This is a genomic window from Micromonospora sp. WMMD737 (assembly GCF_049179055.1).
GTDB lineage: Bacteria > Actinomycetota > Actinomycetes > Mycobacteriales > Micromonosporaceae > Micromonospora > Micromonospora reichwaldensis.
Genome location: NZ_JBMHMH010000001.1, coordinates 6,465,041 through 6,491,564, shown reverse-complemented (window position 1 = coordinate 6,491,564; position 26,524 = coordinate 6,465,041). Strand labels below are relative to the sequence as shown.

Below are 26,524 nucleotides of genomic sequence, written 5' to 3'. Positions count from 1 at the left end.
ACGCCGAGTCGACAGTGATCCCCGTCACCGACGCTCGGGTCCACCGCCCGGCGCGTACCGGGGCCGGCGGGGGTGGGATCATCGGGGGGTGAGCAGTCCCGACACCGTCCACTTCCGGCACAACCAGGCCATCCTGGCCGCCGCGATCGTCGCCTTCTTCGGCGCCCTGCCGGTGGCCGGCGCCCGGTGGTACCTGCTGCCGGTGCTGCTCGTCCCGCTCGCCGTCACGGTGTGGGCGTGGCGGGCCGGCACCGACGCGGACGCCCGCGAGCTGCGCCTGCGGGCGCTGGTCGGGCAGCGCCGGATCAGCTGGGACCGGGTCGTCGAGCTGGCCGCCGACCCGCGCGGCCGGGCGGTCGCCCGGCTCGACGACGGCCAGCGCGTCACGCTGCCGGCCGTACGCGGCACCGACCTGCCCCGGCTGATCTCGGCCACCGGCCAGAGCCTGCCCGGCGCGACCGGCTGAGCACCGTCGCGCCGGCACCGCTCAGTAGCCGTCCACCACCGTGTTGATCAGCGGCTCGCCGGCGGCGAACCGGCGGACCTGGTCGCCGACCAGCCGGTACGCGCGCGGCAGCAGGCCGCGCACCGATCCGGCCACGTGCGGGGTGAGCAGCACGTTCGGCATCGTCCACAGCTCGTGGTCGGCGGGCAGCGGCTCGGGGTCGGTGACGTCCAGCGCGGCCGAGATCCGGCCGGTACGCAGCTCGGCGACCAGCGCCTCCGTCCGGGCCACCGGCCCACGGGCGGCGTTGACCAGCAGCGCGCCGTCCCGCATGGCGGCGAGGAACTTCTCGTCCACCAGCCCCCGGGTCTGCTCGGTCAGCGGCACCAGCAGCACCACCACGTCGGCCTCGGCGAGCAGCCCCGGCAGCTCCGCCACGCCGTGCACGCCCTGCTCCGGACGGGCGGTCCGGGCCACCAGCGTGAAGCTCACCTCGAACGGCGCGAGCCGGTCGCGTACCGCCGTGCCGATCGAGCCCGCCCCGACGATCAGCACCCGCTTGCCGGCCAGCTCGTCGGTGGGGGCCACCTCGTCGTACGCCCAGTCGCGCCGGGCCTGCGCCCGGGCGAGGGCGGGGAAGGCGCGCAGCTGGGACAGGATCGCCGCGACCACCCACTCGGCGGTGGACGGGTCGTGCACCCCCCTGGCGTCGCAGAGCGTCACGCGGGGCGGGACCCGGCCCGCCCACGCGTCCGCCCCGGCGGAGAGGAGCTGCACCACCTCCAGGTCGGGCAGCTCGCCCAGCAGGGCGGTGGCGTCCCCGCTGGCCAGGAAGGGCGGCACCCAGAACCGGACGCCAGCGGCCTCCGAGGGGAGCCGGGAGACGCCCCCGGCCACCTCGACCGTGACCTCCGGCGGCAGCTCACCGAGGAGCGTCCGGCCGGCCTGGTGCGGAATCCATACCTTCACGCCCGCCGACGATAGCCCCCGACGGTGGCGTACGCCGGGCGGGGCGGCTCCCGGCACCCGGACGGGCCCCGCCCGCTGCGGGCGAGTGACCAGGGCGACGGTCCGGCGACCGCGTCGATTCCGGTCCGGAGGGGGTATAAGGGAGGACCGGAGTGCCGGTCGGCCTCCATCCGCACGGACAGGTGGTCGATGACCGAAGGCTCCCGCGACGACGCCCCGGAGCGGGCCGACCCGATTGCGGCGCTCCGCGATCCCGATCGGCTGCGCTCCCTCGCCGAGACCCGGCTGACGGCCGCCCCCGACGAGGCGTTCGACCGGTTCGCCCGGCTGGTCGGGGACCTGCTCGACGTGCCGGTCGCGCTGGTCTCCCTGGTCGACGCCGAGCGCCAGTTCTTCCCCGGCGAGGTGGGACTGGCCCGGCCGTGGGCCGACCGGCGGCAGACCCCGCTGAGCCACTCGTTCTGCCAGCACGTCGTCGGCCTCGGCACCCCGATGCTGCTGCCCGACGCCCGGCTCCATCCCGCCCTGCGGGACAACCTCGCCGTGCCCGAGCTGGGCGTGGTCGCGTACGCCGGGATGCCGCTGACGGACCTGGAGGGTCGCGTCCTCGGCTCGCTCTGCGCGATCGACGACAAGCCCCGCGACTGGAGCGCCGAGCAGCTGCGGACGCTCGCCGACCTGGCCGCCGCCTGCTCCTCCGAGCTGCGGTTGCGGATCGCCCTCGACGGCGCCGAGCAGGCGCGGCGGCGCGCCGAGGAGGCCAACGGCCGGCTGGAACTGCTGGCCGGGCTGGCCGGGACGCTGGCCGGCACGCTCGACGTGGCCACCGCGCTGCGCCACCTGCGCGAGACGATGGTGCCGCTGCTGGCCGACTGGTCCCTGGTGACGCTGGTCGGGCCGGACGGGGCGCCGCGCGACGTGACCGCCGCACACCGCGACCCGGCCCGGGTCCCGGACGTCGCCCGCTTCGCCGAGCTGATGCGCACGGGGTTGAGCGCCCACTCGATCACCCGGGCGGTGCTGCGCACCGGCCGGCCCGTCCTGGCCGCCGCGGCGACCCTCGACGACGTGCGCCGGGGCACGGTCGGGCCGGAGATGCCGGCACTCGCCGCCCGCCTCGGCTTCTCCTCGCACCTCAGCGTGCCGATCATCGACGCCGAGCGGGTGCTCGGCTGCATCACCCTGATCAACGGCCCGCAGCGGCGCGACTTCGACGAGAGCGACCTGCTGATCGCCGAGGACATCGGCCGCCGGGCCGGTCAGGCGATCGGCAACAGCCGGATGTACGGCGAACAGCGGCACGTCGCGCACGTGCTGCAACACAGCATGCTGCCGGAACTGCCGGTCACCCGGGACCTCGAACTGGCCGCCCGCTACCAGCCGGCGGCGGACCGCGTCGAGGTCGGCGGCGACTGGTACGACGCCTTCCGCCAGCCGGGCGGGGAGCTGATCGCGGCGATCGGCGACGTGGCCGGGCACGACATCGAGGCCGCCGCGACCATGGGGCAGCTGCGCAACCTGGTCCGGGGCAACGCGTACGGCCGGCCCGACGCGGTAGGCGAGCTGATGAGCCGCCTGGACGAGACGATCCGCGGCCTGCACCTGCGGACGGCGGCCACGGCGGCCCTGGTGCGGCTGCACGCCGACGGGGCCGGCGGCCAGCGGGTCACCTGGTGCAACGCGGGGCACCCCCCGCCGCTCGTGGTCCGGACCGGCGGCGCGGTGGAGGTGCTCGCCGGGGCGCCGGAGCCGCTGCTCGGGCTGAACCGGCCGGTACGGCGCACCACCCGGCACACCCACCTGGCCGTCGGCGACACCCTGCTGCTCTACACCGACGGCCTCATCGAGCGGCGGGACCGGCCCATCGACGAGGGGATGGCGGAGCTGCTCGCCCGGCTGGCGGGCACCGACCGGCTGGCGCTGGGCGATCTCTGTGACCTGCTGCTGACCACCGCGCCCCGCCGGGAGGACGACGTCGCGCTGCTGGCCGTCCGGGCGATCTGACCACCCCACGGAGTCGGTCCGATCCGTCGACCCCGGTGGGACGTTCCGGCGGGCTACCCTGGGCCGGGTGAGCGCCCGTCCCCCGTACCCCCGCACCCACCGTCTCCGGACGGCCCTGGCGGCCTCGTGCGCGGCGCTGCTGCTGGCGACCGCCGGTTGCAGCCTCGGCGAGCCGGAGCCCGACCCGGCCGGTGAGCCGCCGACCTTCCCGACGCCGTCGGCGACGGCGAGCCCCGGCGGCGCCGGCCAGGAGGTCGTCACCACCGTGCTGGCCAAGGGCCTGCGGGTGCCGTGGGGGATCGCCTTCCTGCCCGACGGCGCCGCCCTGGTCACCGAGCGCGACAGCGGCCGGATCCTGCGGGTCGGCCCCGAGTCGGGCCCCGACGGGCTGAAGGTCACCCCGGTGCAGACCATCGCCGACGTGGCGGCCTCCGGCGAGGGCGGGCTGATGGGCATCGCCGTCTCGCCCGACTACCAGCGCGACAAGTCGGTCTTCGTCTACTACACGACCGAGCGGGACAACCGGATCGCCCGGCTGGAGCTGGGCGGCACGCCGGCCCCGATCCTCACCGGCATCCCCAAGGCCGGCATCCACAACGGCGGCGGCCTGGCCTTCGGCCCGGACGGCCTGCTCTACGCGAGCACCGGCGACGCCGGCGACCGGCCGCAGGCGCAGGACGCCAAGCGCCTCGGCGGCAAGATCCTTCGGATCACGAAGGACGGCAAGCCGGCGCCCGGCAACCCGTTCCCGAACTCCCCCGTGTGGTCGCTGGGCCACCGCAACGTCCAGGGCATCGCCTGGGACGCCGGCAAGCGGATGTACGCCGTGGAGTTCGGCCAGAACACCTGGGACGAGATCAACCAGGTCACCAAGGGGCGCAACTACGGATGGCCCACGGTCGAGGGGCGCGGCGACGACAAGCGCTTCGTCAACCCCGTCGCCCAGTGGCCGACGTCGGACGCGTCCTGCTCCGGGCTCACCGCCGTGGACCGGCTGCTCGTCACCGCGTGCCTGCGCGGCGAGCGACTCTGGCTGGTCGAGCTGACCGACACCGGCGCCGTGCTCGGCCAGCCGCGCGAGCTGCTGACCGACCGCTTCGGGCGGCTGCGTGCCGTGGCTGCCGCTCCCGACGGCTCGATCTGGGTGAGCACCTCCAACCACGACGGGCGGGGCCAGCCGCAACCCGAGGACGACCGGCTGCTGCGGCTGGTCTTCGCGGGCGGCGGGGCCGGCCGGAGCTGACGCACCGGCTCGTCCGGGTTTCCCAAGATCCTTCAGTGGGCAGGTCAGAATCTCACCATGGACGGCCAGGAGAACGAACAGCACGCGAACCGGGGCGAGGACGCCCCGGCGACCGGTCCTGCCCCACGCCCGGCGCTCCGGCGGGGTGACGCCGACCGGACCGGCCGGCGAGCCCTCCGCGCGACCGGGTGGACCCTGGCGGTCCTCGTCGTCGCCGTGGTCGGCGTGGTGATCGGCGTGCTCGCCGGCGGCCGGGTCAGCACCGACATCGGCCCGTTCCAGGCCGACCTCACGGTCGCGCCGGCGCTGGGCGGCGGCACCACCGTCGACATCCCGCCGCTGGGCGCGCTGCTGCTCGACAGCCACGACGGGCCGACCCACCTGACGGTGGAGCTGGGCGCTCTGGACCAGAGCCGCACGGAGGCGCTGCTCGACGATCCGGCGAGCATCAACCGGGCCAGCCAGTCGGCCGTCGACGACGTCCGCGAGGGCGTGCTGCGCCTCGGCCTGCGGACGCTGGCCTCGACGGTGCTGGTCACCCTGCTGCTGGCGCTGCTGCTCTTCCGTGACACCCGCCGGGCGGCCTGGGCGGGCGGGCTGGCGCTGGTGATCACCGCCGCCAGCCTCGGCACCGCCGCGGCCACCATCCGGCCGGAGTCGATCGAGGAGCCGCGCTACGAGGGGCTGCTGGTCAACGCCCCCGCGATCGTCGGTGACGCCCGGCGGATCGCGAACGACTACACCCGGTACGCCGAGCAGCTCCAGCGCATCGTCGGCAACGTCAGCCAGCTCTACACCACCGTGTCGTCGCTGCCGGTCTACGAGCCCGCCCCCGGCACGACCCGCGTACTGCACGTCTCCGACATGCACCTCAACCCGACCGGCTGGCAGCTCATCCGCACCGTCGTCGAGCAGTTCGGCATCGACGTGGTGATCGACACCGGGGACATCACCGACTGGGGCTCCGAGCCGGAGGCCTCGTACGTCGGCTCGATCGGCCTGCTCAGGAAGCCGTACGTCTACATCCGGGGCAACCACGACTCGGGGCGGACCGCGGCGGCCGTGGCCCGCCAGCCGAACGCGATCGTGCTGAGCAACACGACCACCACGGTCGCGGGGCTGACCATCGCCGGCATCGGCGACCCGCGCTTCACCCCCGACAAGAACACCTCGCCGGCGGGCAGCGGGCTCACCCAGCAGACCGCGGACCAGCTCATCGGCGTCGGCGAACAGCTCGCGGCCACCGTACGCAGCTCGCCGCGCCCGGTGAACATCGCGCTGGTGCACGACCCGGCCTCCGCCGGGCCCCTGTCGGGCGCGTGCCCGCTGGTGCTCGCCGGGCACACCCACGACCGGCAGGTCTCGAAGCTGCCCGAGGTGCCCGGGAAGGGGCCCACCCAGCTGATGGTGCAGGGGTCCACGGGCGGTGCCGGCCTGCGCGGCCTGGAGGGCGAGAAGCCCACCCCGCTGTCGATGACGGTGCTCTACTTCGACAAGGACAAGCTGCTCCAGGCGTACGACGACATCACCGTCGGCGGCACGGGGCAGGCGCAGGTGAACCTGGAGCGGCACGTCGTGGAGGACCCGAAGGCGGGTGCTCCCGTCCCGGTCACCCCCACCCCGACCCGCTGACCCCGAGCCCGCTGGCCTCCGTCCTCTGACCCGAGCGCTGGCCACGGCCCCGCTGGTCCCCACTCGCCGGCCTCGACATGCTGGCTCCGACCCGTCGACCTCGGCATGCCGACCAGCTGACCGTCGCCGCGTCGACCGGGCTCGCCCCGTGGGGTAGACCCGGCACGCCTGTGGAGACCCGGCACGCCCTGAACGCCGCGCGTGTGATGGCCCCGCATGACCGGCCGGGCCTCCGACAGCCCTGCCCTGATCGTCCGGCGGTGGTTCCCGAGTGTCGGGCGGTTGTCCTGGCCGTCACCCCGCTGCAGTAGGAGGTCAGCAGACCCTCCTGGTACGCGTAGTGGTCCACGTAGTCCGGGCGGATGGTCATCTACCCAGCCTGCAACCGTCACCCTAAGTAGCGACACCCGTTCGGAGCCGACCATGCCCTCGGACGCTTTGCTCTGCAGCCACGGATGCACCAGTGACCCATCGTGACGATTCGTTGTCAGCTCTCGACGGGTGCGATTTGCGCCGTAGCTGGTCAGGGGCCTGGTGCCTCCATGGCTGCAGAGCAAAGGGTGCAAGCAGGCACTGCCGCGCCTCTCGCCCACCGTCACACTCCGTCACACGGCGCTCGAATCACTCTCGGTAACCAGCTCTCGGATCCCGGCTGGCCCCTGCGCCGGATGACCGTAGGAGGCCTTGACGCTGCCCGGCGATGGCACGAGCGTTTCGCACCCATAAGGCTGGGGTCCCGGGTCCCGGGTCCCGGGTCCCGAGTCCCGGTCGCGCTTCTGCGCCCATGCCGGCAGGCTCGCCCAGCCGCCGCCCACCCCGCCGCCGCCGTCCACCCGCCGCCGCAACCCACTGCACCCGTACCCGCGCCCCGCCCGCCCCGCCCTCAGCCACAGCCACAGCCGATTGCCACCGACCACGGCAGCCGCCGACCACCGTCGGCCACCGCAGCCGCAACCGCGCCCAGCACAGTCGCATCGGCACCTTGCAGCCGCAGCCCAGCTCAGCCGACCACGCCGAGGTAAACGGACGACCCTCCGCACCAGGCCCCGTGGTGCCGGACGCCCGCGCGGCGCGTGACGGGCCGCGACAGGCTCCTGCGGGTCAGCGCAGGGACAGGACAGGGCCAGCGCAGGGACAGGACAGGTCAGCGCAGGGACAGGGCCGCGAGGGCGGCGTTGACGATGCTGCCGGGCAGCAGGTCGTGCAGGTCGTACAGCTCGTGGACGCTGCCGGACTGGCCGAACTCGTCCACGCCCAGCGGCACCGCCGGGGCGGCGAGCGCCGAGCCGAGCCAGGCCATGGCGTGCGAGGCGGCGTCGTGCACCGTCACCACCGGCACCCGGTCGGCGAACGCCGAGCGCAGCGCGCCCGGCACGCTCGGCACGGTGGCCGTGCGTACGCCCTGGCGCAGCGTGCGCTGCCAGGCCCGGTAGAGCCGGTCCAGCGAGGTGACGTCGACGACGTGCGCGGCGATGCCCTCGTCGGCCAGCTCCGCCGCCGCGGCGAGCACCTCGGGCAGCACCGCGCCGGAGGCGGCGAGCTGCACCACCGGGGCGTCGGCCAGGTGCGGGTACGCCTCGTGGGCGTCGACCAGACGGTACGCCCCGGCGACCGCCTGCCGGCGCAGCACCGCGTCGCCGAGCCGGGCCCGCGCCGCCTCGAAGGGCGCCTGGTCGATCGGACGGGTGCTGAGCCGGAAGTAGTACGCCCCGTCCTCGGCCGGAGCGGCGGTCGCCGACGGGGCGGCCCCGCCGGCGATCTGCCCCAGCGCGTCGCAGAGCAGCCAGTCCAGGGTGGCCGCGTACGCGGGTTCGAGGAACGTCACCCCGGGCAGCTCCAGGCCCACCGAGGCGGTGATGGTCGACTGGTGGGCGCCGCCCTCCGGGGCGAGCGTGATGCCCGACGGGGTGCCGGCGACCACGAACCGGGAGCCGGAGTAGGTGCCGTAGAGGAACGCGTCCAGGCCACGCAGCACGAACGGGTCGTAGACCGTGCCGACCGGCAGCAGCGGCTGCGCCGACAGGTCCCAGGCGAGGCCGAGCTGCCCGAGCAGCAGGAACAGGTTCATCTCCGAGATGCCCAGCTCGATGTGCTGCCCGGCGGGGCTCTCCGTCCAGCGCAGCATCCGGTCCTCGGTCCAGGAGCGCTGCTCGGTCGGGGCGAAGACGCCTGTCTTGTTGATGAACCCGGCCAGGTTGGTGGAGGTCGCCACGTCCGGCGCGGTGGTCACCAGGTAGCGGCCCACCTCCGGGTTGCGGGCCAGCTCGACCAGCACCCGGCCGAAGACCTCCTGGGTCGAGATCGGCTTGTTCGCGCGTACCCGCGTCGTGTCCGGGACGGTGACGCCCAGCGCCCGCTCGCGGGGCGCGCGGGACAGTGCCTCCCGGCGCTCGTTGGCCCGGATGCCGGCCTCCGACGCCGGGTCCAGGCGGTCCCACTCGGTCTCCCGCGTCAGGCCCTGCGCGGCGCGCAGCGCATCGACCTGCTCGGCGGTGAGCAGCGCCGAGTGGTTGCGCGGATTGCCGGCGATCGGCAGACCCCACCCCTTGACGGTGTACGCGAAGACCACGCTGGGCCGGTCGGTGACCGCATCGCACTGGGCGTACGCGTCGAGCATCGCCGCCATGTCGTGCCCGCCCAGGTCGGTGACGAGCGGCCCCAGCTCGTCGTCGCCGACGTCGGCGATGAACGCCTCGATGCCGTCGGGCGCGCCGTCGAGGAACTGCTTGCGCAGCGCCGCGCCGGTGAGCCCGAACAGCGACTGGTACTGCTCGTTGGGCATCGCGTCGATCCAGTCGCGCAGCGCCTCGCCGCCCGGCCGGGCGTACGCCTCGGCGAGCCGGCGGCCGTACTTGACCTCCACCACGTGCCAGCCGGCGGCCTCGAACTGGCCCCGCCACTGGTTGATCCGCACCCCGGGCACCACCCGGTCCAGCGACTGCCGGTTGAAGTCGACCAGCCACGTCACGTTGCCCAGGCCGGTGGTGGCCGGGTCGGCGACGGCCTCCCAGATGTTGCCCTCGTCCAGCTCGGCGTCGCCGATCAGCGCGACGAACCGGGAGTGCGGGCGGGCGCCGAAGTGCGCGTCGACGTAGCGGCGGGTCGCGGCGGCGAAGAGCGGCGCCGCCGCGCCGAGCCCGACGGAGCCGGTGGAGAAGTCGACCTCGTCGGGGTCCTTGGTCCGCGACGGGTACGACTGGAGCCCGCCCCGGGCGCGCAGCCTCGTCAGGTAGGAGCGGTCGAGGTTGCCCAGCAGGTACTGGATGGCGTGGAAGACCGGCGAGGCGTGTGGCTTGACCGCCACCCGGTCCTCGGCGTCGAGGTGCGCGAACCACAGCGCCGTCATGGCGGTGACCAGCGAGGCGCTGGACGCCTGGTGCCCGCCGACCTTCACCCCGTCGCCGGTGTCCCGGTCGTGGTTGGCCGCGTCCACGATCCGGGTCGCGAGCCAGAGCACCCGCTGCTGGATCTCGTCGAGGACGTCGAGGTCGGGCTGGTTCACGGTGGCTCCATCCGGACGTCGCCATTGACGCCCTACCGAGGGGTGTGCGGTGCCGCTCCGCCGACACCCACCCCGTTGATCATGAGGTTGACGGCAGTCGTCGATCTTCAAACTGCCGTCAACCTCATGATCGACGCAGGCGGGGTGGGGGTGGGGTGGGGGTGGGTGGTCAGGAGGGGGTGTTGAGGCGGTTCAGGATCAGCTCGCGGACGGTCTTGGCGTCGGCCTGGCCGCGGGTGGTCTTCATGACCGCGCCGACCAGGGCTCCCGCCGCGGCGACCTTGCCGCTGCGGATCTTCTCGGCGATGTCGGGGTTGGCGGCGATCGCCTCGTCGACGGCGGCGGTGAGCGCGCCCGTGTCGGAGACGACCTCCAGGCCCCGGTTGGTCATGATCTCGGTCGGCGAGCCCTCGCCAGCCACCACGCCCTCCAGGACGGTACGGGCCAGCTTGTCGTTGAGCTTGCCGGCGTCGACCAGGCCCTGGAGCTCGGCGACCTGGCTCGGGGTGGCCCCGATGTCGGCCAGCTCCACGCCGGTCTCGTTGGCCCGCCGCGACAGCTCGCCCAGCCACCACTTGCGGGCGGCGGCCGGGGTGGCGCCAGCGGCGACCGTGGCCTCGATCAGCTCGACCGCGCCGGCGTTGAGCACCGACTGCATGTCCGCGTCGGAGAGGCCCCACTGCTCCTGGAGCCGCCGGCGGTGCAGCCGGGGCAGCTCGGGCAGGGCGGCCTTCAGCTCGGCGACCCAGGCGGTGTCCGGCGCCAGCGGCACCAGGTCCGGCTCCGGGAAGTACCGGTAGTCGGTCGCGGTCTCCTTGGAGCGGCCCGGCGTGGTGTCGCCGGTGTCCTCGTGGAAGTGCCGGGTCTCCTGGGTGATCCGGCCGCCCGCGTCGAGCACGGACGCCTGCCGGATGATCTCCGAGCGGACCGCCCGCTCGACCGACCGCAGCGAGTTGACGTTCTTGGTCTCGGTGCGGGTGCCCCACTCCTCGCCGGGCAGGTTGAGGGAGGTGTTCACGTCGCAGCGCAGCGACCCCTCCTCCATCCGCACGTCGGAGACGCCCAGCGAGCGGATCACGTCGCGCAGCTCGGTGACGTACGCGCGGGCCACCTCGGGGGCGAGCGCACCGGTGCCGGGGACCGGCTTGGTAACGATCTCCACCAGCGGGATGCCGGCCCGGTTGTAGTCGACAAGCGACTCGGTGGCGCCGTGGATGCGACCGGTGGCGCCGCCGACGTGCAGCGTCTTGCCGGTGTCCTCCTCCAGGTGCACCCGCTCGATGCCGATGCGCACCAGCTCGCCGTTGACCTCGACGTCCAGGTAGCCCTCGAAGCACAGCGGCTCGTCGTACTGGCTGATCTGGAAGTCCTTCGGCATGTCCGGGTAGAAGTAGTTCTTCCGCGCGAAGCGGCACCACTCGGCGATCGAGCAGTTCAGCGCCAGGCCGATCCGGATCGTCGCCTCGATGGCGGCCCGGTTGGCGACCGGCAGCGAGCCGGGCAGGCCCAGGCAGACCGGGCAGACCCGGGTGTTCGGCTCGCCACCGAAGTCGGTCGGGCAGCCGCAGAACATCTTGGTGTTCGTGCCCAGCTCGACGTGGGTCTCCAGGCCGATCACCGGTTCGTAGCGCGCGACGACCTCGTCGTACGCGGGCAGTGTCGTCGTCATCTGAGCTCCTGCCTCACAGTGCCGGTGGGGTGAACGTGCCGACGGCGCTCTCCAGCGCGGCGGCGACCCGGTACATCCGGTCGTCGGCCATCGTCGGGGCCATGATCTGGAAGCCGACCGGCAGCCCGTCGGAGAGTCCGCACGGCACCGAGATGCCCGGCCCGCCGTACAGGTTCGTCGGGATGGTGAACAGGTCGGCCAGGTACATCTGGTACGGGTCGGCGGTGCGCGCCCCGAGCGGGAACGCCACGAACGGGGTGGTCGGCGAGATCAGCGCGTCGACCTGCTCGAACGCCGAGGTGAAGTCCCGGGTGATGAGGGTACGGACCTTCTGCGCCTGCCCGTAGTAGGCGTCGTAGTAGCCCGACGAGAGCGCGTACGTCCCGATCATGATCCGGCGCTTGACCTCGGCGCCGAAGCCGGCCTCCCGGGTCAGCGACATGACCTCCTCCAGCGACCGGTTGCCGTCGTCGCCGACCCGCAGGCCGAAGCGGACGCCGTCGAACCGGGCCAGGTTGGAGGATGCCTCGCTCGGGGCGATCAGGTAGTACGCCGGCAGCGCGTAGCGGAAGTGGGGGCAGGACACCTCGACGATCTCGGCGCCCAGCTTGGCCAGCGCGTCGACCGACTCGCGGAACGCCGCCGTCACGCCCGGCTCGGCGCCCTCGGCGGCGAACTCGGTGACGATGCCGAGCTTCACGCCCGTCAGGTCGCCGGTCGCGCCGAGCCTGGCGGCGGCCACCACGTCCGGCACGGGCTGCGGGATCGAGGTGGAGTCGCGCGGGTCGTGCCCGCCGATCACCTCGTGCAGCAGCGCGGCGTCCAGCACCGTACGGGCGCAGGGGCCGGGGGTGTCCAGGGAGGACGAGAACGCCACCAGGCCGTAGCGGGAGGTGCCGCCGTAGGTGGGCTTCGCGCCGACGGTGCCGGTGACCGCGCCGGGCTGGCGGATCGAGCCGCCGGTGTCGGAGCCGATCGCCAGCGGCGCCTCGTACGCGGCCAGCGCCGCGGAGCTGCCGCCGCCCGAGCCACCCGGGATGCGGCTCAGGTCCCACGGGTTGTGCGTCGGACCGTACGCCGAGTACTCCGTGGAGGAGCCCATCGCGAACTCGTCCATGTTGGTCTTGCCGAGCATCACCGTGCCGGCGGCGCGCAGCCGCTGCACGATCGTCGAGTCGTACGGCGGGCGCCAGCCCTCCAGGATCTTCGACCCGACGGTGGTCGGCACGCCCTTGGTGGTCAGCACGTCCTTGACGGCGATCGGCACGCCGGCCAGCGGGCCCAGCTCCTCGCCTGCGGCGCGGCGGGCGTCGACCTCGGCGGCGGCGGCGAGCGCGCCCTCGGAGTCGACGTGCAGGAACGCGTTCACCCGGTCGTCGACGGCGGCGATCCGGTCCAGGTGCGCCCGGGTCACCTCGACGGCGGAGGCCTCACCGGAGGCGACGAGCCCGGCGATCTCCGTCGCGGTCAGTCTGGTCAGATCGCTCATGACGCCACTCCGCTTCGCTCCGTGCCGCCATGAGGCACCATCGCACTGAGCCTGATGGTTCGCTCGCTGCGCTCGCTCATGACGCCACATCCTCGTCCAGGATCCGCGGTACGCGGAACCGCTGCTCCTCGGCGTCGGGCGCACCCGACAGCGCCTCCTGCGGGGTCAACCCGGGCACCACGACGTCGTCGCGCAGGACGTTGGTCAGCGGCACCGAGTGCGACGTCGGCGGAATGTCCGCCGCGGTGACCTCGCCGACCTGCGCGACCGCCTGGAGGATCACGTCGAGCTGGCCGGCGAAGGTGTCCAGCTCCTCCTCCGTGACGGCTAGCCGCGACAGTCGCGCCAGGTGCGCGACCTCCTCGCGGGAGATGGCGGCCATCGGTGCCCCCTTCGTGACGGTGCTGCGGGTCGGACCGGGTGTCGGCCGCGCGGCCGAGATGCGTGACGCGCGGTGACCGGAGCGAGTCTATTGTTCCGCCCCGGCGGCGCGTCCCCGACTCCCCCTCCGGCGCGGCGGGCGCCCCCAACTCCCCTCTCCGAGCCTGCGCCGCCGGACCGCCGGCCGGGACACGACGCGGCCGACGCGGCGGGGCGTCGGGTGCCGACGGCCGCGCCGCGCGGGGAGCGTGGCTCAGCGGGCGTGCCGGCGGGGGATCTCCGCGTCGGGGCTGGGCGTCGGGCGGACCGGCCGGTAGCGGGCCAGCCAGCCGACCAGCTCCTCGGCCGGCATCGGGCGGGCGTAGAACCAGCCCTGTGCCGCGTCGCAGCCCGCCGCGTGCAGCATGCGCCAGGTGCGCTCGTCCTCGACGCCCTCGGCGACCACCCGCAGCCCGAGCGCCTTCGCCAGCTCGATCGTCGACTTGACGATCGCCGCGTCGTCGGCGTCCTCGACCATCCCCAGCACGAAGGAACGGTCCACCTTCACCTCTGACAGCGGCAGCCGCCGCAGGTGCTGGAGGGAGGAGTAGCCGGTGCCGAAGTCGTCCAGCGAGATGCCCACGCCGATCCGGTGCAGCCGGGTGATGGTGGCCAGCACCCGACGCGGGTCGGCCATCAGGGCACCCTCGGTGATCTCCAGTTGCAGCCGCTGCGGCGGCACGCCGTAGCGGGCGAGCCGGTCGGCGATCTGGTCGGCGATCTCCCCGGTGTGCAGGTCCCGCACGCTGACGTTGAGCGCCGCCGGCAGGCCCATCCCGGCGGCCGACCACTTGGCGAGCTGTTCCACCACGTCGTCCACCACCCGGCGGGTGAGCAGCCGCATCACCGCGCTCTGCTCGGCGACCCGGATCAGCTCCTCCGGGTCCACCATCCCCCGGCGGGGGTGCCGCCAGCGCAGCAGCGCCTCCACGCCGACCACCTCGCCGGTCGCGATGGCGACCTGCGGCTGGTAGTACATGGTGATCTCGCCCGCGTCGACGACCGCAGCGGTGTCCGCGTCCCGCCGGCCGGCCGCGTCGTGCCGGGCACCGCGCCGGCCCGTCGGGGCCCGGTCGCCGCCGCGATCCCCCGCGCCGTCGTCGACGGGCGGCCCCTGCCGGCGTACGACCGCGCCGCCCTGCCTGCCGGGGTGCCCGGCGCCGTTGCGGCGGCCGGGACGGTCGCCCCGGTCGGGGCCGGTCTCCCCCGCCGCCATCGTCCGGCGGCGGATCGGGTCCGCGGCGGTCACGATCCGGTTGATCAGCTCGTCGCCGGGCGGCGGACCGGGCCGCTCCCGGCGGCGGCGCAGCCTCCAGCGGCCGGAGCCGGACGTGAGGCCGGAGCCAGGCGTGAGGTCGGCGCCGGACGCCAGGCCCGAGCCGGGCGTGAGGCCGGCGACGTCGGCCGGGAGTTCGGCCCCGTCCCCGCCCCGCGCGCCGCCGGCCCGCCCGTCATCCGGCAGCCGGCCGGCCGGCGTCGGTCCCGCCGGGACGGCCACCGCCCCGTCGCCCGGGACGCCGGCACCGTCCCCGGCGGGCGGGGCGGTCTCGGGACGGCCCGCCTCCAGCACCCGGCGCAGGTCCGCGAGCAGGCCGAGCCGCTCCGCGGAGTTGTGGTCGGACTCGGCCGCGTAGACCGCCACGGTGTCGTTGCGGTGCTTGGCGTCGTACATCGCCACGTCGGCGTGGCGCATCAGGGTCGCGAAGTCCTCGCCGTGCTCCGGGAAGAGCGCGATGCCGATCGAGCCGCCCACGTCGAGCGGCAACCCGTCCAGCGACACCGGCTCGGCCAGCGCCCGGACCACCCGGCCGGCGAGCTCCCGCGCGTCGTCGACGTCGGCCAGGCCGGTCATCACGATGGCGAACTCGTCCCCGCCCAGCCGGGCGACCATGCCCTCGCCGACCACGTCGGTCAGCCGTGCGCTCACCTCGACCAGCAGTCGGTCCCCCACCGCGTGCCCGAGCGCGTCGTTGACGTTCTTGAAGCGGTCGAGGTCGATCAGGAGCAGGGCCAGCCGGGCGGCGGGCTCGCCGCGGGCCGCCCGTTCGGAGTGCACGTGCACCTGCTCGCCGACCTCGGCCAGCAGCGCCTTGCGGTTGGGCAGGCCGGTGAGCGGGTCCAGGGAGGCGAGCTGCTGCTGCTCGACGCTGAGCCGGGCCATCCGGTAGACGGCGAACAGCGGCACCAGCACCAGCGGGATCAGCGCCGCACTGGCCCGCGCCGCCGCGACCAGCACCGGAGCGAGCAGCAGCAACGAGCCGGTGGAGAGCAGCTCGAAGCCCAGCCCCTGCCGCAGGCTGGGCCACCACCGGTCGCCGAAGCGCAGCCGGACGGCCGCGCTGACCAGCGCGTAGTTGACGGCGAACCAGGCCACCGTCGCGCCGCCCACCGCCAGCACGTCCGTGCCGCGCAGCCGGCCGCCGTCGAAGATGCTCCCGGGCCCCAGCCAGGTGACCGCGTACGCAGCGCCGAGGGCTGCCGCGTACTGGGCGGCGTTGAAGGCGGTCCGCCATGGGGCGTGGCCCATCCGCCAGCCGGAGACGACGACGGCCACCGCCTGCACCAGGACCGCCGGGCCGAACCCCCAGCCGAGCAGGATGGCGAAGGTGAAGCAGGTGGACGGGAAGACCGCGGAGGTCTGCCGGCGCCCGGGCGGGACGAACGGACGCGCGTCGCAGCCGACGGCCAGGGCCGCCATCACCCAGAACGCCACCGGCAGCCGCGGCAGCTCGGCCGGAAGGTCGAGCAGCGGGCGTACGCAGAGCACCGCCGCCAGCGCGGTCACCGACCAGACGAAGGCGAAGAACGGGCGTGCCCGGCCAGGCGGAACGGAGTTTCGCGAGTCCGCGGACTCCATCACACCTCCCGAGGGCTCGGTCCACGGGCGTGACCGGTCGCACGCCGTGCCACCAATGAAACGCCCTCCGTGTCGTAATGCCCGGCACGACAGTCGCGAATCGGTCGTAGTCGTAATTAAGTTGGTATCTCGACCGGGCGCCTCCCCGGCCGTCGCGGCCCGGCCAGTCGACCCCGTCCTGCCTGCCCCGCCGGGTCGGTGGCCGCTACCGCCCGTCGTCACTCCTCGGTGCGGGCGACCTCCCGGGCGGCCTCCGGGCCGGCGTCGAGCAGCACCCGGAAGCCGTCCTCGTCCAGGACCGGCACCTTCAGGCTGGCCGCCTTGTCGGCCTTCGAGCCGGGATTCTCGCCCACCACGACGAAGGACGTCTTCTTGGAGACGGACCCGCTGACCTTGCCGCCCCGGCTCTGGATCGCCTCGGACGCCTGGTCGCGGCTGAACCCGGGCAGCGTGCCGGTCACCACGACGGTGAGCCCCTCCAGAGGCCGCGGCCCTTCGTCGAGGGCCTCCTCCGCCATCCGTACGCCGGCCTCGCGCCACTTGCGGACCACCTCGCGGTGCCAGTCGACGGCGAACCATTCCCGGATGCTCGCCGCGATCGTCGGCCCGACGCCGTCGACCGAGGAGAGCTCCTCCTCGCCGGCCCGGTCGATCGCCTCGATGGAGCGGAAGTGCCGGGCGAGCGCCTGCGCGGCGGTGGGGCCGACGTGCCGGATGGACAGGCCCACCAGCACCCGCCACAGGTCGCGTTCCCTGGCCACGGCCAGGTTGTCGAGCAGCTTGACGGCGTTGCTGCCGAGCGTGCCGTCCTTGTTGACGAAGAAGGGCGAGCGGGACAGCTGCTTCTCGTCCAACGAGAACAGGTCGCCCTCGTCGGTGATGACCTGGGCGTCGAGCAGCGCCGCCGCGCCCTTGTAGCCCAGCGCCTCGATGTCGAACACCTTGCGGCCGGCGAGGTGGTAGACCCGCTCGCGCAGCTGACCGGGGCAGGTGCGCGAGTTGGGGCAGCGGATGTCGACGTCCGCCTCCTTCGCTGGCGCGAGCGGCGTGCCGCAGGCCGGGCAGGTGGTGGGCATGACGAACGGCCGGGCGTCGGCGGGGCGCAGGTCGACCACCGGGCCGAGCACCTCGGGGATCACGTCGCCGGCCTTGCGCAGCACCACGGTGTCGCCGATCAGGACGCCCTTGCGTTCGACCTCCCGGGCGTTGTGCAGGGTGGCGTAGGCGACGGTGGAGCCGGCCACCTTGACCGGCTGGAGGACGGCGCGCGGCGTGACCCGGCCGGTGCGCCCGACCTCGACGTCGATGTCGAGCAGCTTCGTGTTCACCTCCTCCGGCGGATATTTGAAGGCGATCGCCCAGCGCGGCGCCCGGCTGGTCGAGCCGAGCCGACCCTGGATGGAGACCGGGTCGACCTTGACCACCACGCCGTCGATCTCGTGCTCGACGTCGTGCCGGTGCTCGGCGTAGTGGGCGATGTATTCCGCGACACCGGCCAGGTCGGGCACCACCCGCCAGCGGTCACTGGTCGGCAGCCCCCACGCCTTCAACGCCGCGTAGGACTCGGACTGCGTCACCGGCTGGAAGCCGCGGCGGGCGCCGATGCCGTGCACCACCAGGCGCAGCGGCCGGGAGGCGGTGATCCGCGGGTCCTTCTGGCGCAGGCTGCCGGCGGCGGCGTTGCGCGGGTTGGCGAACGGCGGCTTGCCCTGCTCGACCAGCCCGGCGTTGAGGTCGGCGAAGGCCGCCACCGGGAAGTAGATCTCGCCCCGGACCTCGACGAACTCGGGCACGTCGCCGAACTCGGCCGACGTGGCGAGCTGGCCCGGCACGTCGCGGATGCTGCGCACGTTGGCGGTGACGTCCTCGCCGGTGCGGCCGTCGCCGCGGGTCGCCGCCCGGACCAGCCGCCCGCGCTCGTAGGTGAGGTTGATGGCGAGCCCGTCGACCTTCAGCTCGCACAGGTAGGGCACCGACCCGCCCGCGTCGCGCTCGACCCGCTCGGCCCAGGCTGCCAGCTCCTCGTCGGCGAAGGCGTTGTCGAGCGAGAGCATCCGCTCGGCGTGGGCGACGGGGGTGAAGTCGGTGGAGAAGGTGCCGCCGACCCGCTGCGTCGGCGACTCGGGGGTGCGCAGCGCCGGGAACTGCTCCTCCAGCGCCTCCAGCTCCCGCAACTGCCGGTCGAACTCGGCGTCGGGGATGGTCGGCGCGTCCAGCACGTAGTAGCGGTACTGGTGTTCCGTCAGCTCCTGGCTGAGCGTGGCGTGCCGTTCCCGGGCGTCGGGGGTCGGTTCGGCGCCGGCGGCCGCCTCCTGTGCCGGAGTGACCTGCTGGGCGATGGTTTCCTCGGACACCGTGCGACCTCCCGTGATTCCGCTACCTCGGCACCGTATCGGTCCGGTGGGACAATCCGCCGGCCGCCCGTCGCGCCCGACCGGCGCGGGGGCCCCGGCCGTGCGAGGATCGCCGGACGGCGGGGCCGCGGGGGCGGATCCGCTCCGCCGTCGAACCCGCGGCGTCCGCGCCGCGCCCACTGACCAGGCGGGGGTACGGATGCCGGAATGGCTGCTCTGGGCGGCGGCGATCGTGCTGGCCGTGGCCGCCGGCTGGGCGTGGAACGACCGGCGGCGGGGCGGCCGTGACGCCGCTCCGCGTCCGCCCCGCCGACCGGGCAGCCGGCCCGGCCGCCGGAGACCGTCGGGCGGTCCCGGCCGGTCCACCGCGCCGCCCCGACCGCGTACCGCCGAGCGGTTCCCCGGCGGGGCGCCGCGTCCCGGCGAGATCTGGTGGGCCGACGTGCCGTACGCCGACGGCACCGGCTCGAAGGTCCGGCCCTGCCTGGTGCTGCGGGCCGACGACGGGGGCGCCGACGTCCTGAAGATCACCAGTCAGGACAAGAGCGCCCGCGACGACCACGTCCGCATCCCGACCCGCGAGTGGGACCCCGACGCCGACCACGACAGCTTCGTCGACCTGGCCGAGCCGGCGCACGTCCCGCTCGCCGACTTCTCCCGCCGTGCCGGCGACTGCGACCCCGCCCTGTGGCGGCGCATCCGCCGCCTCCCCCACCTGCCGGGCGCCTGACCCGCGCCGGAGCGGGCGACCGTGCCGGGCACCTGACCGCGTCGGAGCGACCGCGCCAAGTGCCTGACCCGCCTTGGAGCGTGGCCGCCGGCGACGGTGGCGGCCCGCCGTCCCGGGCCGGCCGCACCGCCGATGCCGCCCGCCCGGGAAGCTTCGCGGGTCAGTCCCAGGCCCGGGCCAGGGTGGTGAGCTGGTCGGCGTACTCGATGCGGGCGGCCCACGGGGCGGGCCAGGCCGCCATGCCCAGCGCGGTGCCGACGAAGGCGCCGGCCAGCGCGGCGATCGAGTCGGAGTCGCCGGCGGTGGTGGCGCCCCGGGCCAGCGCCGCCACCGGGTCGTCGGCGTGCCGGATCGCGCAGAACAGGGCCGTGGCCAGCGCCTCCTCGGCGATCCAGCCCTCGCCGGTGTGCCGGCACGGGTCCCCGCCGTCGTCCGGACCGGCGAGCGCGGCGTCGAGGCGGCCGAGGACCGCGAGGCACTCGTCCCAGCCCCGGGCGATGAAGTCCTCCGGCGCGTCCACGCCGGGGCGCTGCCACAGGTCGCCCAGCCAGTCGGCGCGGTAGACCCGCCGCTGGTCGCGGGCCCGGTCGACGAGCAGCCGGGGCAGCTCCGCCAGCGCCGCGCCGTCGCGCAGCAGCCGCACCGCGTACGCGGTCAGCTCGCTGGCCGCGAGGCCGGTCGGGTGGCCGTGGGTCAGCCCCGCCTGGAGCTGGGCCAGCCCGGCGAGGGTGTCGAGGTCGACGTCGACCAGGCCGACCGGGGTGACCCGCATGTTTGCCCCGCAGCCCTTCGAGCCGGCCACCGTCGCCTCCTGCCAACGCACCCCGCGCTCCAGTTCGGCGCAGGCCCGCAGGCAGGTCATGCCCGGCGCCCGGTTGTTCTCCGGGCTGGCCGCCCAGTCGAGGAAACGCCTCCGCAGCAGCGGCTCGACCGCCTCCAGGGTCGGCGCCGGCGCGTCGTGCAGCGCCCAGCCGACCGCCAGCGCCATCTGCGTGTCGTCGGTCACCAGCGCCGGATCGCCGGCGAGGTCGCGCGGGCCGGCCGGCCCGTAGCGGCGAACGATCTCGGCGACCGTGAGGAACTCGGTCGGCTTGCCCAGCGCGTCACCGTAGGCGAGGCCGAAGAGGGAGCCGGCGGCCCGCCGGAGCGAGGTGTCGATCATTCCCGCGATCATGCCGCCCGCCCGCAACCCGCACCACTCCACGCCATCGCGGGCATCGCCGGCACTGGCCACCCGGCCGCGAGGGCGCGCGGCCCGCCGTGCTGCTGGGCCCAGAGCGTGACGGTCCGGTCAGTCGGAGAAGACCAGGCAGAAGGGGTGACCGGCCGGGTCCGCGTAGACCCGGAAGTCGTCGCCCTCGCCGGGCAGCCGCCGCGCGCCGAGCGCCAGCACCCGCTTCTCGGCCGCCGCCACGTCCGCCACCTGCACGTCCAGGTGGAACTGCTGCGGGCGCTCCGGGTCGGGCCACGTCGGCGGGCGCAGGTCGGGCGCCTTCTGGAAGGCGAGCCGGTGCCCCAATCCGGCGATCACGACCCAGCCGTCGTCGCTGGCGTCGCCGTCGAGGGGCAGGCCCAGCAGCTCCGAGTAGAAACCGGCCAGGGCCCGGGGGTCGGGGCAGTCGATGACCACGGTGCGCAGTTGTCCGATCATGTCGGCCTTCCTGCCCCGCCCGTACGACGGCAAACGTCAGTCCTCGGCGAGCCGCCGACCCGCGTCCCGGCAGGCGGCGAGCACCGCGCGCGCGTACTGCCCGGGGGCGTTGGCGAGGCCGCAGGCGGGGGTCACCACGACCTGCTCGGCGAGCTGGCGGCGGGGGAACCCGAGGCGGTCCCAGAGCTGGCGTACGCGATCGGCGACCTGCGCCGAGGTCGGCGCGCGACCGGCGGACGACGGCGTGGTGGGCACTGCGCCGGCCAGCAGCCCGAGCCCCGCGTCGATCGCCTCGCCCAGCGGGTCCAGGTCGGTGACGAGGCCGAGGTCGAGGGCGACGCCGACGGCGCCGGTCGAGCGGATCAGCTCCAGCGGCACGTCCGGCGCGCAGCAGTGCACCACGGTCGGCACCCCGGCCGCCTCGACGACGGTGCGCAGCAGCGACGCGGCGACGCTCGGATCCACGGCCCGGTACGCGCCGAGCCCGCTCTCGGTGGGCACCCGCCCGGCGAGCACCGTCGGCAGCGACGGCTCGTCGAGCTGGAGCAGCACGGTGGCGCGCGGCAGCCGGCGGGCGACCGCCGCCACGTGCCCGCGCAGCCCTTCGGCGAGCGAGTTGGTGAGGTCCCGGACCGCCCCGGGGTCGCGCAGCATCCGGCCGCCGATCGGCAGTTCCAGGGACGCCGCCAGGGTCAACGGGCCGCCGACCTGGATCTTGACCGGCCCCGCATACTCCTCGGCCTGCTCGGCGAGCTGGTCGAGGTCGCGTTCCATCAGGTCGCGGGCGCGGCGCACGTCCCGCCCCGGGCGCGGCGCGATCCGCCAGCGGGCGGCGTACAGCTCCACCGGCAACTCGACCAGCAGGCCGCCGGTCCGGCCGATCAAATCGGCGCCGGGGCCCCGGCCCGGCAGCTCCGGCAGGTGGGGCAGGGCGGGAAGCTCACCGAGGACGATCCGCTGCGCCTCGGCGATGTCGGTGCCGGGAAGCGAACCGATGCCGGTCGCCGCGCCGGCCGGCCAGGGCCACACCTGATCTGTCACGGCCGAAGACTATCCGGTACGCGGACGCCCGCCGCCCGGGACCGGACGGGGGCGACCTGCCGACGCCCGCGCCGGAGGCACGCTCCCGGTCCCGGGGTCAGCCGGCGATGGTGGCGGAGCCGAGCACGACGTCGCCGGCCGGGTCCGGCCGGTACGCCACGATCGCCTGGCCGGCGGCCACCCCACGGACGGGGCGGCGCAGCTCGGCGCGCAGCCCGTCGGCGGTCAGCTCGACCGTCGCCGGCACCACGTCCCCGTGCGCCCGCAGCTGCACCTCGCACTCCAGCGGCGCGTCGGGGCGCGGGCCGCCCGTCCACACCGGACGCTCGGCGCGCACCCGGGAGACCTCCAGCGCCTCGGCCGGGCCCACGGTCACGGTGTTGGTCTTCGGCGTGATGGAGAGCACGTAGCGGGGCCGGCCGTCCGGCGCCGGGCGGTCCAGGTGCAGGCCACGTCGCTGCCCGACCGTGTACGCGTACGCGCCGGTGTGGCTGCCGACCACCGCGCCGGTGGCGGCGTCCACCACCTCGCCGGGTGCCTCGCCGAGCCGCTGGGCGAGGAAGCCGCGGGTGTCCCCGTCGGCGATGAAGCAGATGTCGTGCGAGTCCGGCTTGTCGGCCACCGCCAGCCCCCGCCGCGCGGCCTCCTCGCGGACCTGCGCCTTCGTCGAGTCGCCGAGCGGGAAGATCGAGCGGTCCAGCTGCTCGCGGGTGAGCACCGCCAGCACGTACGACTGGTCCTTGGGCAGGTCGACGCTGCGACGCAACAGGCCGTCGGCGCCGAGCCGGGCATGGTGGCCGGTGACCACGGCGTCGAAGCCCAGGGCCACGGCCCGGTCCAGCACCGCGGCAAACTTGATCTTCTCGTTGCAGCGCAGGCACGGATTGGGCGTACGCCCGGCCGCGTACTCCGCGACGAAGTCGTCCACCACGTCGGCGTGGAAGCGGTCGGCCATGTCCCAGACGTAGAACGGGATGCCGATGACGTCGGCGGCCCGCCGGGCGTCCCGGGAGTCCTCCAGGGTGCAGCAGCCGCGCGCGCCCGTGCGATAGGTCTGCGGGTTGCGGGCCAGCGCCAGGTGCACGCCGGTCACGTCGTGTCCCGCTTCGACGGCCCGCGCCGCCGCGACCGCCGAGTCGACCCCGCCCGACATCGCCGCCAACACCCTCACCGGCTCACTCCCTTCACCCCACCGACCCTATCCCCGCCCCACCCCCACCCACCCACCCCGCCCCGCCACCCTCTTTCACCCCGCTCTCCCCCCACCCCACCCCACCCACGCCGCTCTCCCACCCACCCCGTCCTCCCACCCACCCCGTCCTCCCGCCCACCCCGTCGATCATGGAGTTGTGGTGGTGGGCAAATGCCGCTAAAGGTGATGTTTCGGGCGCCACAGCTGCATGATCGGCCCACGGGGTGGGGCGGGGCGGGGCGGGGCGGGCACGGGTGGATCCGGCGCGGGGCGGAGTGCGCGCGGGGTGGCGTGGGGCGGGGCGGGGTGGGAGGGGAAGGACCGGGGGGGTCAGCGGGGGGTGCGGAGGGCGGCGGCGCGGCGGGCGCGCTCGACGGCGGCCGGGAGGGCGGCGATGAGGGCGTCGACGTCGGCGGGGGTGCTGGTGTGGCCGAGGGTGAAGCGCAGCGAGGAGCGGGCGCGGTCGTCGTCGGCGCCCATGGCGAGCAGCACGTGTGAGGGCTGGGCCACCCCGGCGGAGCAGGCGGAGCCGGTCGAACAGGCGATGCCCTGCGCGTCGAGCAGGAGCAGCAGGGCGTCGCCCTCGCAGCCCGGGAAGGAGAAGTGCGCGTTGCCCGGCAGCCGGTCGGTCGGGTCGCCGTTGAAGACGACCTCGGGCACCGCGTGCCGGACCCGCTCCACCAGGTCGTCGCGGAGCGCGGCGACGCGGGTCGCGTACTCCTGCTGGCCCTTGACCGCCGCCTCCACCGCGACCGCGAAGGCCACGATGCCGGCGGTGTCGAGGGTGCCGGAGCGCACGTCGCGCTCCTGGCCGCCGCCGTGCAGCAGCGGGGTGGCCGAGACGTCGCGGGCGAGCAGCAGGGCGCCGACCCCGGCGGGACCGCCGAGTTTGTGCCCGGTGACGGTAAGCGCGGCGACCCCGGCGGCGGAGAAGTCGACAGGCACCTGCCCGACCGCCTGGATCGCGTCGGTGTGGAACGGCACCCCGTGCTCGGCGGCGACCGCGGCCAGCTCGGCGACCGGCTGCACGGTGCCGACCTCGTTGTTGGCCCACATCGCCGTCACCACGGCGACCCGGTCGCCGTGGGCGGCCAGCTCGGCGCGCAGCTCGTCGGGGCTGAGCCGGCCGGCGGCGTCGACGGAGAGCCAGCCCACGCCGGCCCCCTCGTGGTCGACGAGCCAGTCCACCACGTCGAGCACGGCGTGGTGCTCGACGGCGCTGGACACCACCCGGTCCCGCCGGGGGTCGGCGGACCGGCGGGCCCAGAAGATGCCCTTCACCGCGAGGTTGTCGCTCTCGGTCCCGCCGCCGGTGAAGACGACCTCGGAGGGCCGGGCGCCCAGCGCGGCGGCCACCCGCTCCCGCGACTCCTCCACCCGTCGCCGGGCACGGCGGCCCGCCGCGTGCAGTGAGGACGCGTTGCCGACCTCGCGGGCGGTGGCGACGTACGCCTCCAGTGCCTCGTCGAGCATCGGAGTGGTCGCCGCGTGATCCAGGTAAGCCATCACGGTTCAGCCTACGACCGCAGCCGGACCCGGCGGAGGCCGGAGTACGCCGTGCGGGGCCGGAGCGGAAGGCGTGCGCTTCCCGCCCCGGCCCGCGCCCGCGTGGAACCGGGGATCCGGTCAGGCCGGCACGGCGGTGACCACGATGTTGTCGCGGTACCGGCGTGCCTCGGCGTCGAACGGCCCGCCGCAGGTGATCAGGGTCAGCCGGGGCTTGCCGTCCCGGGCGAAGTAGCGGTCGAGGGGGATCTTCGTCTTCCGGTACTCCTCCCGGGCGACGACCCGGTACTCCCTGCGGACGCCGTCGCCGCCGGTGGCGGTGAGGGTGTCGCCGCGGTCCAGCTCGCGGAGCCGGAAGAAGGCGCCCTCGCCCTGGGTGGCGCTGTCCACGTGCCCGGCGACGACCACCGACCCGGCCTGCGCCTCCAGCCCGGGGCCGTGGCGGTACCAGCCGATCCGGTCCACGCTGGGCGGCACCTCGAACTCGCCGGTCGCGCCGTTGACGCCCACCGCGTCGACCGTGGCGGTGACGTCGATGGCGGGGATGACCAGCCGTACGGGCGGGACGGTCCGCGTACCGCCGGGCAGCCCGCCCCGGGTCACCGGCACCGACGGGCCGGCGGCCGGCGGGCTCGCGGTGGCGCCGGCCAGGTCGGCGGCCTCGGTCGCGCCGACGTCCCCGGCCGGCCGGGAGCCGCAGGCGACCACGGTCGCGACGGTGAGCGCGGCGACGCCGGCGGCCACGGCCGCCAGCGCCCCGCGGTGGCGCACCGTCACCGGCGACCGGTCCGGGCGGTGGCGACCCGCGCGCCGCCGCCGACCAGGAGCAGCGCGCCGGCGCCGGTCAGCACGTACCACCAGGTGTCCACGCCGGTGCCGGCCCGGCCGCCGTCGCCGCTGGGCACCCCGGCCGGGGCCGAGTGCAGGCCGGTGATGGTCTGCGCCACGACGTCGAGGTTCTTCGCCTCGGCCGAGCCGATGGCGTACACGATCGTCGCGGTGCCCTCCTTGAGGTCGAGGTCCGCCGGCCCGATCGCCACGGTGTCGGTGCCGGCGAGCACCACGTCCGCCTTGACGGCGCCCGCGTCGACGTCGCCCTTGGCCTCGTTCGGGTTGGTGAGGTCCTCGAAGACGGGGGTGCCGCCGGCGCGCACGTCCACCGCCGGGGCGGCGGCGGTGTGCCGGACGATCAGCCGGGCCTTGCCGGCGGCGACCTTGCCGGTGTCGTTGACGAACGGCGTGATCTTCGGCTTGCCGGCGGCGTCGAGGTGGGCGGCGATGCTGATGTTCGCCCCGCCCGGCACCGCGGCGTCGTCGACGCTGAGGATGGCCTGGGCGATCGGCTCGCCGGGCTTGGTGAGGGCGATGTCGTACGCGCCCTCCTCGAGGTTGAGCGGGCCGGCCACGTCGCCGGGCTTGAAGTTGTCCAGCGTCTTCTCGCCGTTGACGTACACGTCGACAGGGGTGTCCGGGATGCCGTGCACGACGGAGACCTTGGACGTGGCGGCGTACGCGGGGGTGGCGGTGAGGGCGCCGGCTCCGGCGAACGTCAGCGCGGCGACCGCGCCGCCCGCGGCGACCCGACGGAAGTACGAGAGCTGCATGCCTGCCTCCTGGTGATTGGTGCTGGTTCGTCAGGCCTGGTGTGCAAAACGAGTTACGCCCGGTCCACCGCCGCCGGATGCGACCGGAGGCAACTTCTTTTGGTCCGTCGAAGCCGCATCCGTGCGCCGCCCGCGAAGCGAAGAGCTGCTGAGACCAGACCGACCGGAGGTGGGGGCGATGGCTGTGGGAGTTACAGTCGGGCATGCCCCCTGGAA

Annotated in this window: 19 protein-coding genes; 5 read left to right on the top strand and 14 right to left on the bottom strand. The window is 74.8% G+C overall.

The genetic code is table 11. The annotated features are described in order from the left end of the window. The first annotated feature begins 88 nt into the window (after positions 1-88). Positions 89-466: a PH domain-containing protein gene (locus tag ACN27A_RS28770; protein ID WP_132232524.1), complete on the top strand. Its 378-nt coding sequence runs from the start codon at positions 89-91 to the stop codon at positions 464-466. A gap of 21 nt (positions 467-487) precedes the next feature. Here ACN27A_RS28770 and ACN27A_RS28765 read toward each other — a convergent pair whose 3' ends face one another. Next, on the bottom strand, positions 488-1,414 hold the full coding sequence (locus ACN27A_RS28765) for a 2-hydroxyacid dehydrogenase (protein WP_421457706.1): 927 nt from the start codon (positions 1,412-1,414) through the stop codon (positions 488-490). A gap of 189 nt (positions 1,415-1,603) precedes the next feature. Between ACN27A_RS28765 and ACN27A_RS28760 the strand changes: the two genes are divergently transcribed. The 3 genes from ACN27A_RS28760 (at position 1,604) to ACN27A_RS28750 (ending at position 6,293) form a co-directional block, all read left to right on the top strand. Beyond that, the gene (locus ACN27A_RS28760; RefSeq protein ID WP_421457705.1) at positions 1,604-3,418 is read left to right on the top strand and encodes a SpoIIE family protein phosphatase; all 1,815 of its coding nucleotides are present in this window, start codon (positions 1,604-1,606) and stop codon (positions 3,416-3,418) included. Between the two features lie 67 nt (positions 3,419-3,485). Further along, entirely contained in the window at positions 3,486-4,661 is a 1,176-nt protein-coding gene (locus ACN27A_RS28755) for a PQQ-dependent sugar dehydrogenase (RefSeq protein ID WP_421457704.1), read from the top strand. 57 nt (positions 4,662-4,718) lie between these two features. Beyond that, positions 4,719-6,293: a metallophosphoesterase gene (locus ACN27A_RS28750; protein WP_421457703.1), complete on the top strand. Its 1,575-nt coding sequence runs from the start codon at positions 4,719-4,721 to the stop codon at positions 6,291-6,293. A 1,144-nt stretch (positions 6,294-7,437) separates the two neighbouring features. Here the strand turns inward: ACN27A_RS28750 and ACN27A_RS28745 are convergent. From ACN27A_RS28745 to ligA, 6 genes are all read right to left on the bottom strand, one after another. Further along, a complete protein-coding gene (locus ACN27A_RS28745; RefSeq protein ID WP_421457702.1) occupies positions 7,438-9,795 on the bottom strand; it encodes a transketolase-like TK C-terminal-containing protein in 2,358 nt (785 codons plus the stop codon). A 169-nt stretch (positions 9,796-9,964) separates the two neighbouring features. After that, entirely contained in the window at positions 9,965-11,464 is a 1,500-nt protein-coding gene (gene gatB / locus ACN27A_RS28740) for an Asp-tRNA(Asn)/Glu-tRNA(Gln) amidotransferase subunit GatB (protein ID WP_421457701.1), read from the bottom strand. Positions 11,465-11,477: 13 nt separating this feature from the next. Then, positions 11,478-12,953 carry an Asp-tRNA(Asn)/Glu-tRNA(Gln) amidotransferase subunit GatA gene (gatA, locus tag ACN27A_RS28735; protein ID WP_421457700.1) on the bottom strand — a complete coding sequence of 492 codons (1,476 nt, stop codon included), beginning with the start codon at positions 12,951-12,953 and terminating at the stop codon, positions 11,478-11,480. A 76-nt stretch (positions 12,954-13,029) separates the two neighbouring features. Continuing rightward, a complete protein-coding gene (gene gatC / locus ACN27A_RS28730) occupies positions 13,030-13,335 on the bottom strand; it encodes an Asp-tRNA(Asn)/Glu-tRNA(Gln) amidotransferase subunit GatC (RefSeq protein ID WP_121396190.1) in 306 nt (101 codons plus the stop codon). A gap of 252 nt (positions 13,336-13,587) precedes the next feature. Beyond that, positions 13,588-16,230 (bottom strand): putative bifunctional diguanylate cyclase/phosphodiesterase, encoded by a 2,643-nt coding sequence (locus ACN27A_RS28725; RefSeq protein WP_421457699.1) that lies wholly within the window; start codon positions 16,228-16,230, stop codon positions 13,588-13,590. Positions 16,231-16,448: 218 nt separating this feature from the next. Continuing rightward, a complete protein-coding gene (gene ligA, locus ACN27A_RS28720; protein ID WP_421457698.1) occupies positions 16,449-18,584 on the bottom strand; it encodes an NAD-dependent DNA ligase LigA in 2,136 nt (711 codons plus the stop codon). A 199-nt stretch (positions 18,585-18,783) separates the two neighbouring features. Between ligA and ACN27A_RS28715 the strand changes: the two genes are divergently transcribed. After that, entirely contained in the window at positions 18,784-19,314 is a 531-nt protein-coding gene (locus ACN27A_RS28715) for a type II toxin-antitoxin system PemK/MazF family toxin (protein WP_421457697.1), read from the top strand. Between the two features lie 160 nt (positions 19,315-19,474). On the opposite strand, the gene ACN27A_RS28710 is transcribed toward ACN27A_RS28715, so the two are convergent. The 7 genes from ACN27A_RS28710 to ACN27A_RS28680 all read right to left on the bottom strand — a co-directional run bounded on the left by ACN27A_RS28710 (position 19,475) and on the right by ACN27A_RS28680 (position 26,308). Beyond that, entirely contained in the window at positions 19,475-20,476 is a 1,002-nt protein-coding gene (locus ACN27A_RS28710; RefSeq protein ID WP_421457696.1) for an ADP-ribosylglycohydrolase family protein, read from the bottom strand. Between the two features lie 129 nt (positions 20,477-20,605). Beyond that, the gene (locus tag ACN27A_RS28705) at positions 20,606-20,965 is read right to left on the bottom strand and encodes a VOC family protein (RefSeq protein ID WP_421457695.1); all 360 of its coding nucleotides are present in this window, start codon (positions 20,963-20,965) and stop codon (positions 20,606-20,608) included. 36 nt (positions 20,966-21,001) lie between these two features. Further along, positions 21,002-22,006, bottom strand: a complete 1,005-nt coding sequence (locus ACN27A_RS28700; protein ID WP_421457694.1) for a methionine synthase — start codon at positions 22,004-22,006, stop codon at positions 21,002-21,004. A 97-nt stretch (positions 22,007-22,103) separates the two neighbouring features. After that, complete coding sequence (gene mnmA / locus ACN27A_RS28695; RefSeq protein ID WP_421457693.1) at positions 22,104-23,177, bottom strand: tRNA 2-thiouridine(34) synthase MnmA; 1,074 nt, start codon at positions 23,175-23,177, stop codon at positions 22,104-22,106. A gap of 351 nt (positions 23,178-23,528) precedes the next feature. Next, positions 23,529-24,704 (bottom strand): cysteine desulfurase family protein, encoded by a 1,176-nt coding sequence (locus tag ACN27A_RS28690; RefSeq protein WP_421457692.1) that lies wholly within the window; start codon positions 24,702-24,704, stop codon positions 23,529-23,531. A 120-nt stretch (positions 24,705-24,824) separates the two neighbouring features. After that, entirely contained in the window at positions 24,825-25,481 is a 657-nt protein-coding gene (locus ACN27A_RS28685) for a class F sortase (protein WP_358122705.1), read from the bottom strand. Continuing rightward, positions 25,478-26,308, bottom strand: a complete 831-nt coding sequence (locus ACN27A_RS28680) for a DUF4397 domain-containing protein (RefSeq protein ID WP_421457691.1) — start codon at positions 26,306-26,308, stop codon at positions 25,478-25,480. Before ACN27A_RS28680 ends, ACN27A_RS28685 begins: the two co-directional genes overlap by 4 nt. Between the last annotated feature and the right edge of the window lie 216 nt (positions 26,309-26,524).

What these genes read in the sequence shown, in the direction of transcription:
- ACN27A_RS28750 (WP_421457703.1), top strand. Translation starts at nt 4,719, where the DNA reads ATGGACGGCCAGGAGAACGAACAGCACGCGAACCGGGGCGAGGACGCC.
- ACN27A_RS28710 (WP_421457696.1), bottom strand. Translation starts at nt 20,476, where the DNA reads ATGATCGACACCTCGCTCCGGCGGGCCGCCGGCTCCCTCTTCGGCCTC.
- ACN27A_RS28680 (WP_421457691.1), bottom strand. Translation starts at nt 26,308, where the DNA reads ATGCAGCTCTCGTACTTCCGTCGGGTCGCCGCGGGCGGCGCGGTCGCC.
- ACN27A_RS28715 (WP_421457697.1), top strand. Translation starts at nt 18,784, where the DNA reads ATGCCGGAATGGCTGCTCTGGGCGGCGGCGATCGTGCTGGCCGTGGCC.
- gatA (WP_421457700.1), bottom strand. Translation starts at nt 12,953, where the DNA reads ATGAGCGATCTGACCAGACTGACCGCGACGGAGATCGCCGGGCTCGTC.
- ACN27A_RS28725 (WP_421457699.1), bottom strand. Translation starts at nt 16,230, where the DNA reads ATGGAGTCCGCGGACTCGCGAAACTCCGTTCCGCCTGGCCGGGCACGC.
- gatC (WP_121396190.1), bottom strand. Translation starts at nt 13,335, where the DNA reads ATGGCCGCCATCTCCCGCGAGGAGGTCGCGCACCTGGCGCGACTGTCG.
- ACN27A_RS28690 (WP_421457692.1), bottom strand. Translation starts at nt 24,704, where the DNA reads ATGGCTTACCTGGATCACGCGGCGACCACTCCGATGCTCGACGAGGCA.
- ACN27A_RS28760 (WP_421457705.1), top strand. Translation starts at nt 1,604, where the DNA reads ATGACCGAAGGCTCCCGCGACGACGCCCCGGAGCGGGCCGACCCGATT.
- ACN27A_RS28705 (WP_421457695.1), bottom strand. Translation starts at nt 20,965, where the DNA reads ATGATCGGACAACTGCGCACCGTGGTCATCGACTGCCCCGACCCCCGG.
- gatB (WP_421457701.1), bottom strand. Translation starts at nt 11,464, where the DNA reads ATGACGACGACACTGCCCGCGTACGACGAGGTCGTCGCGCGCTACGAA.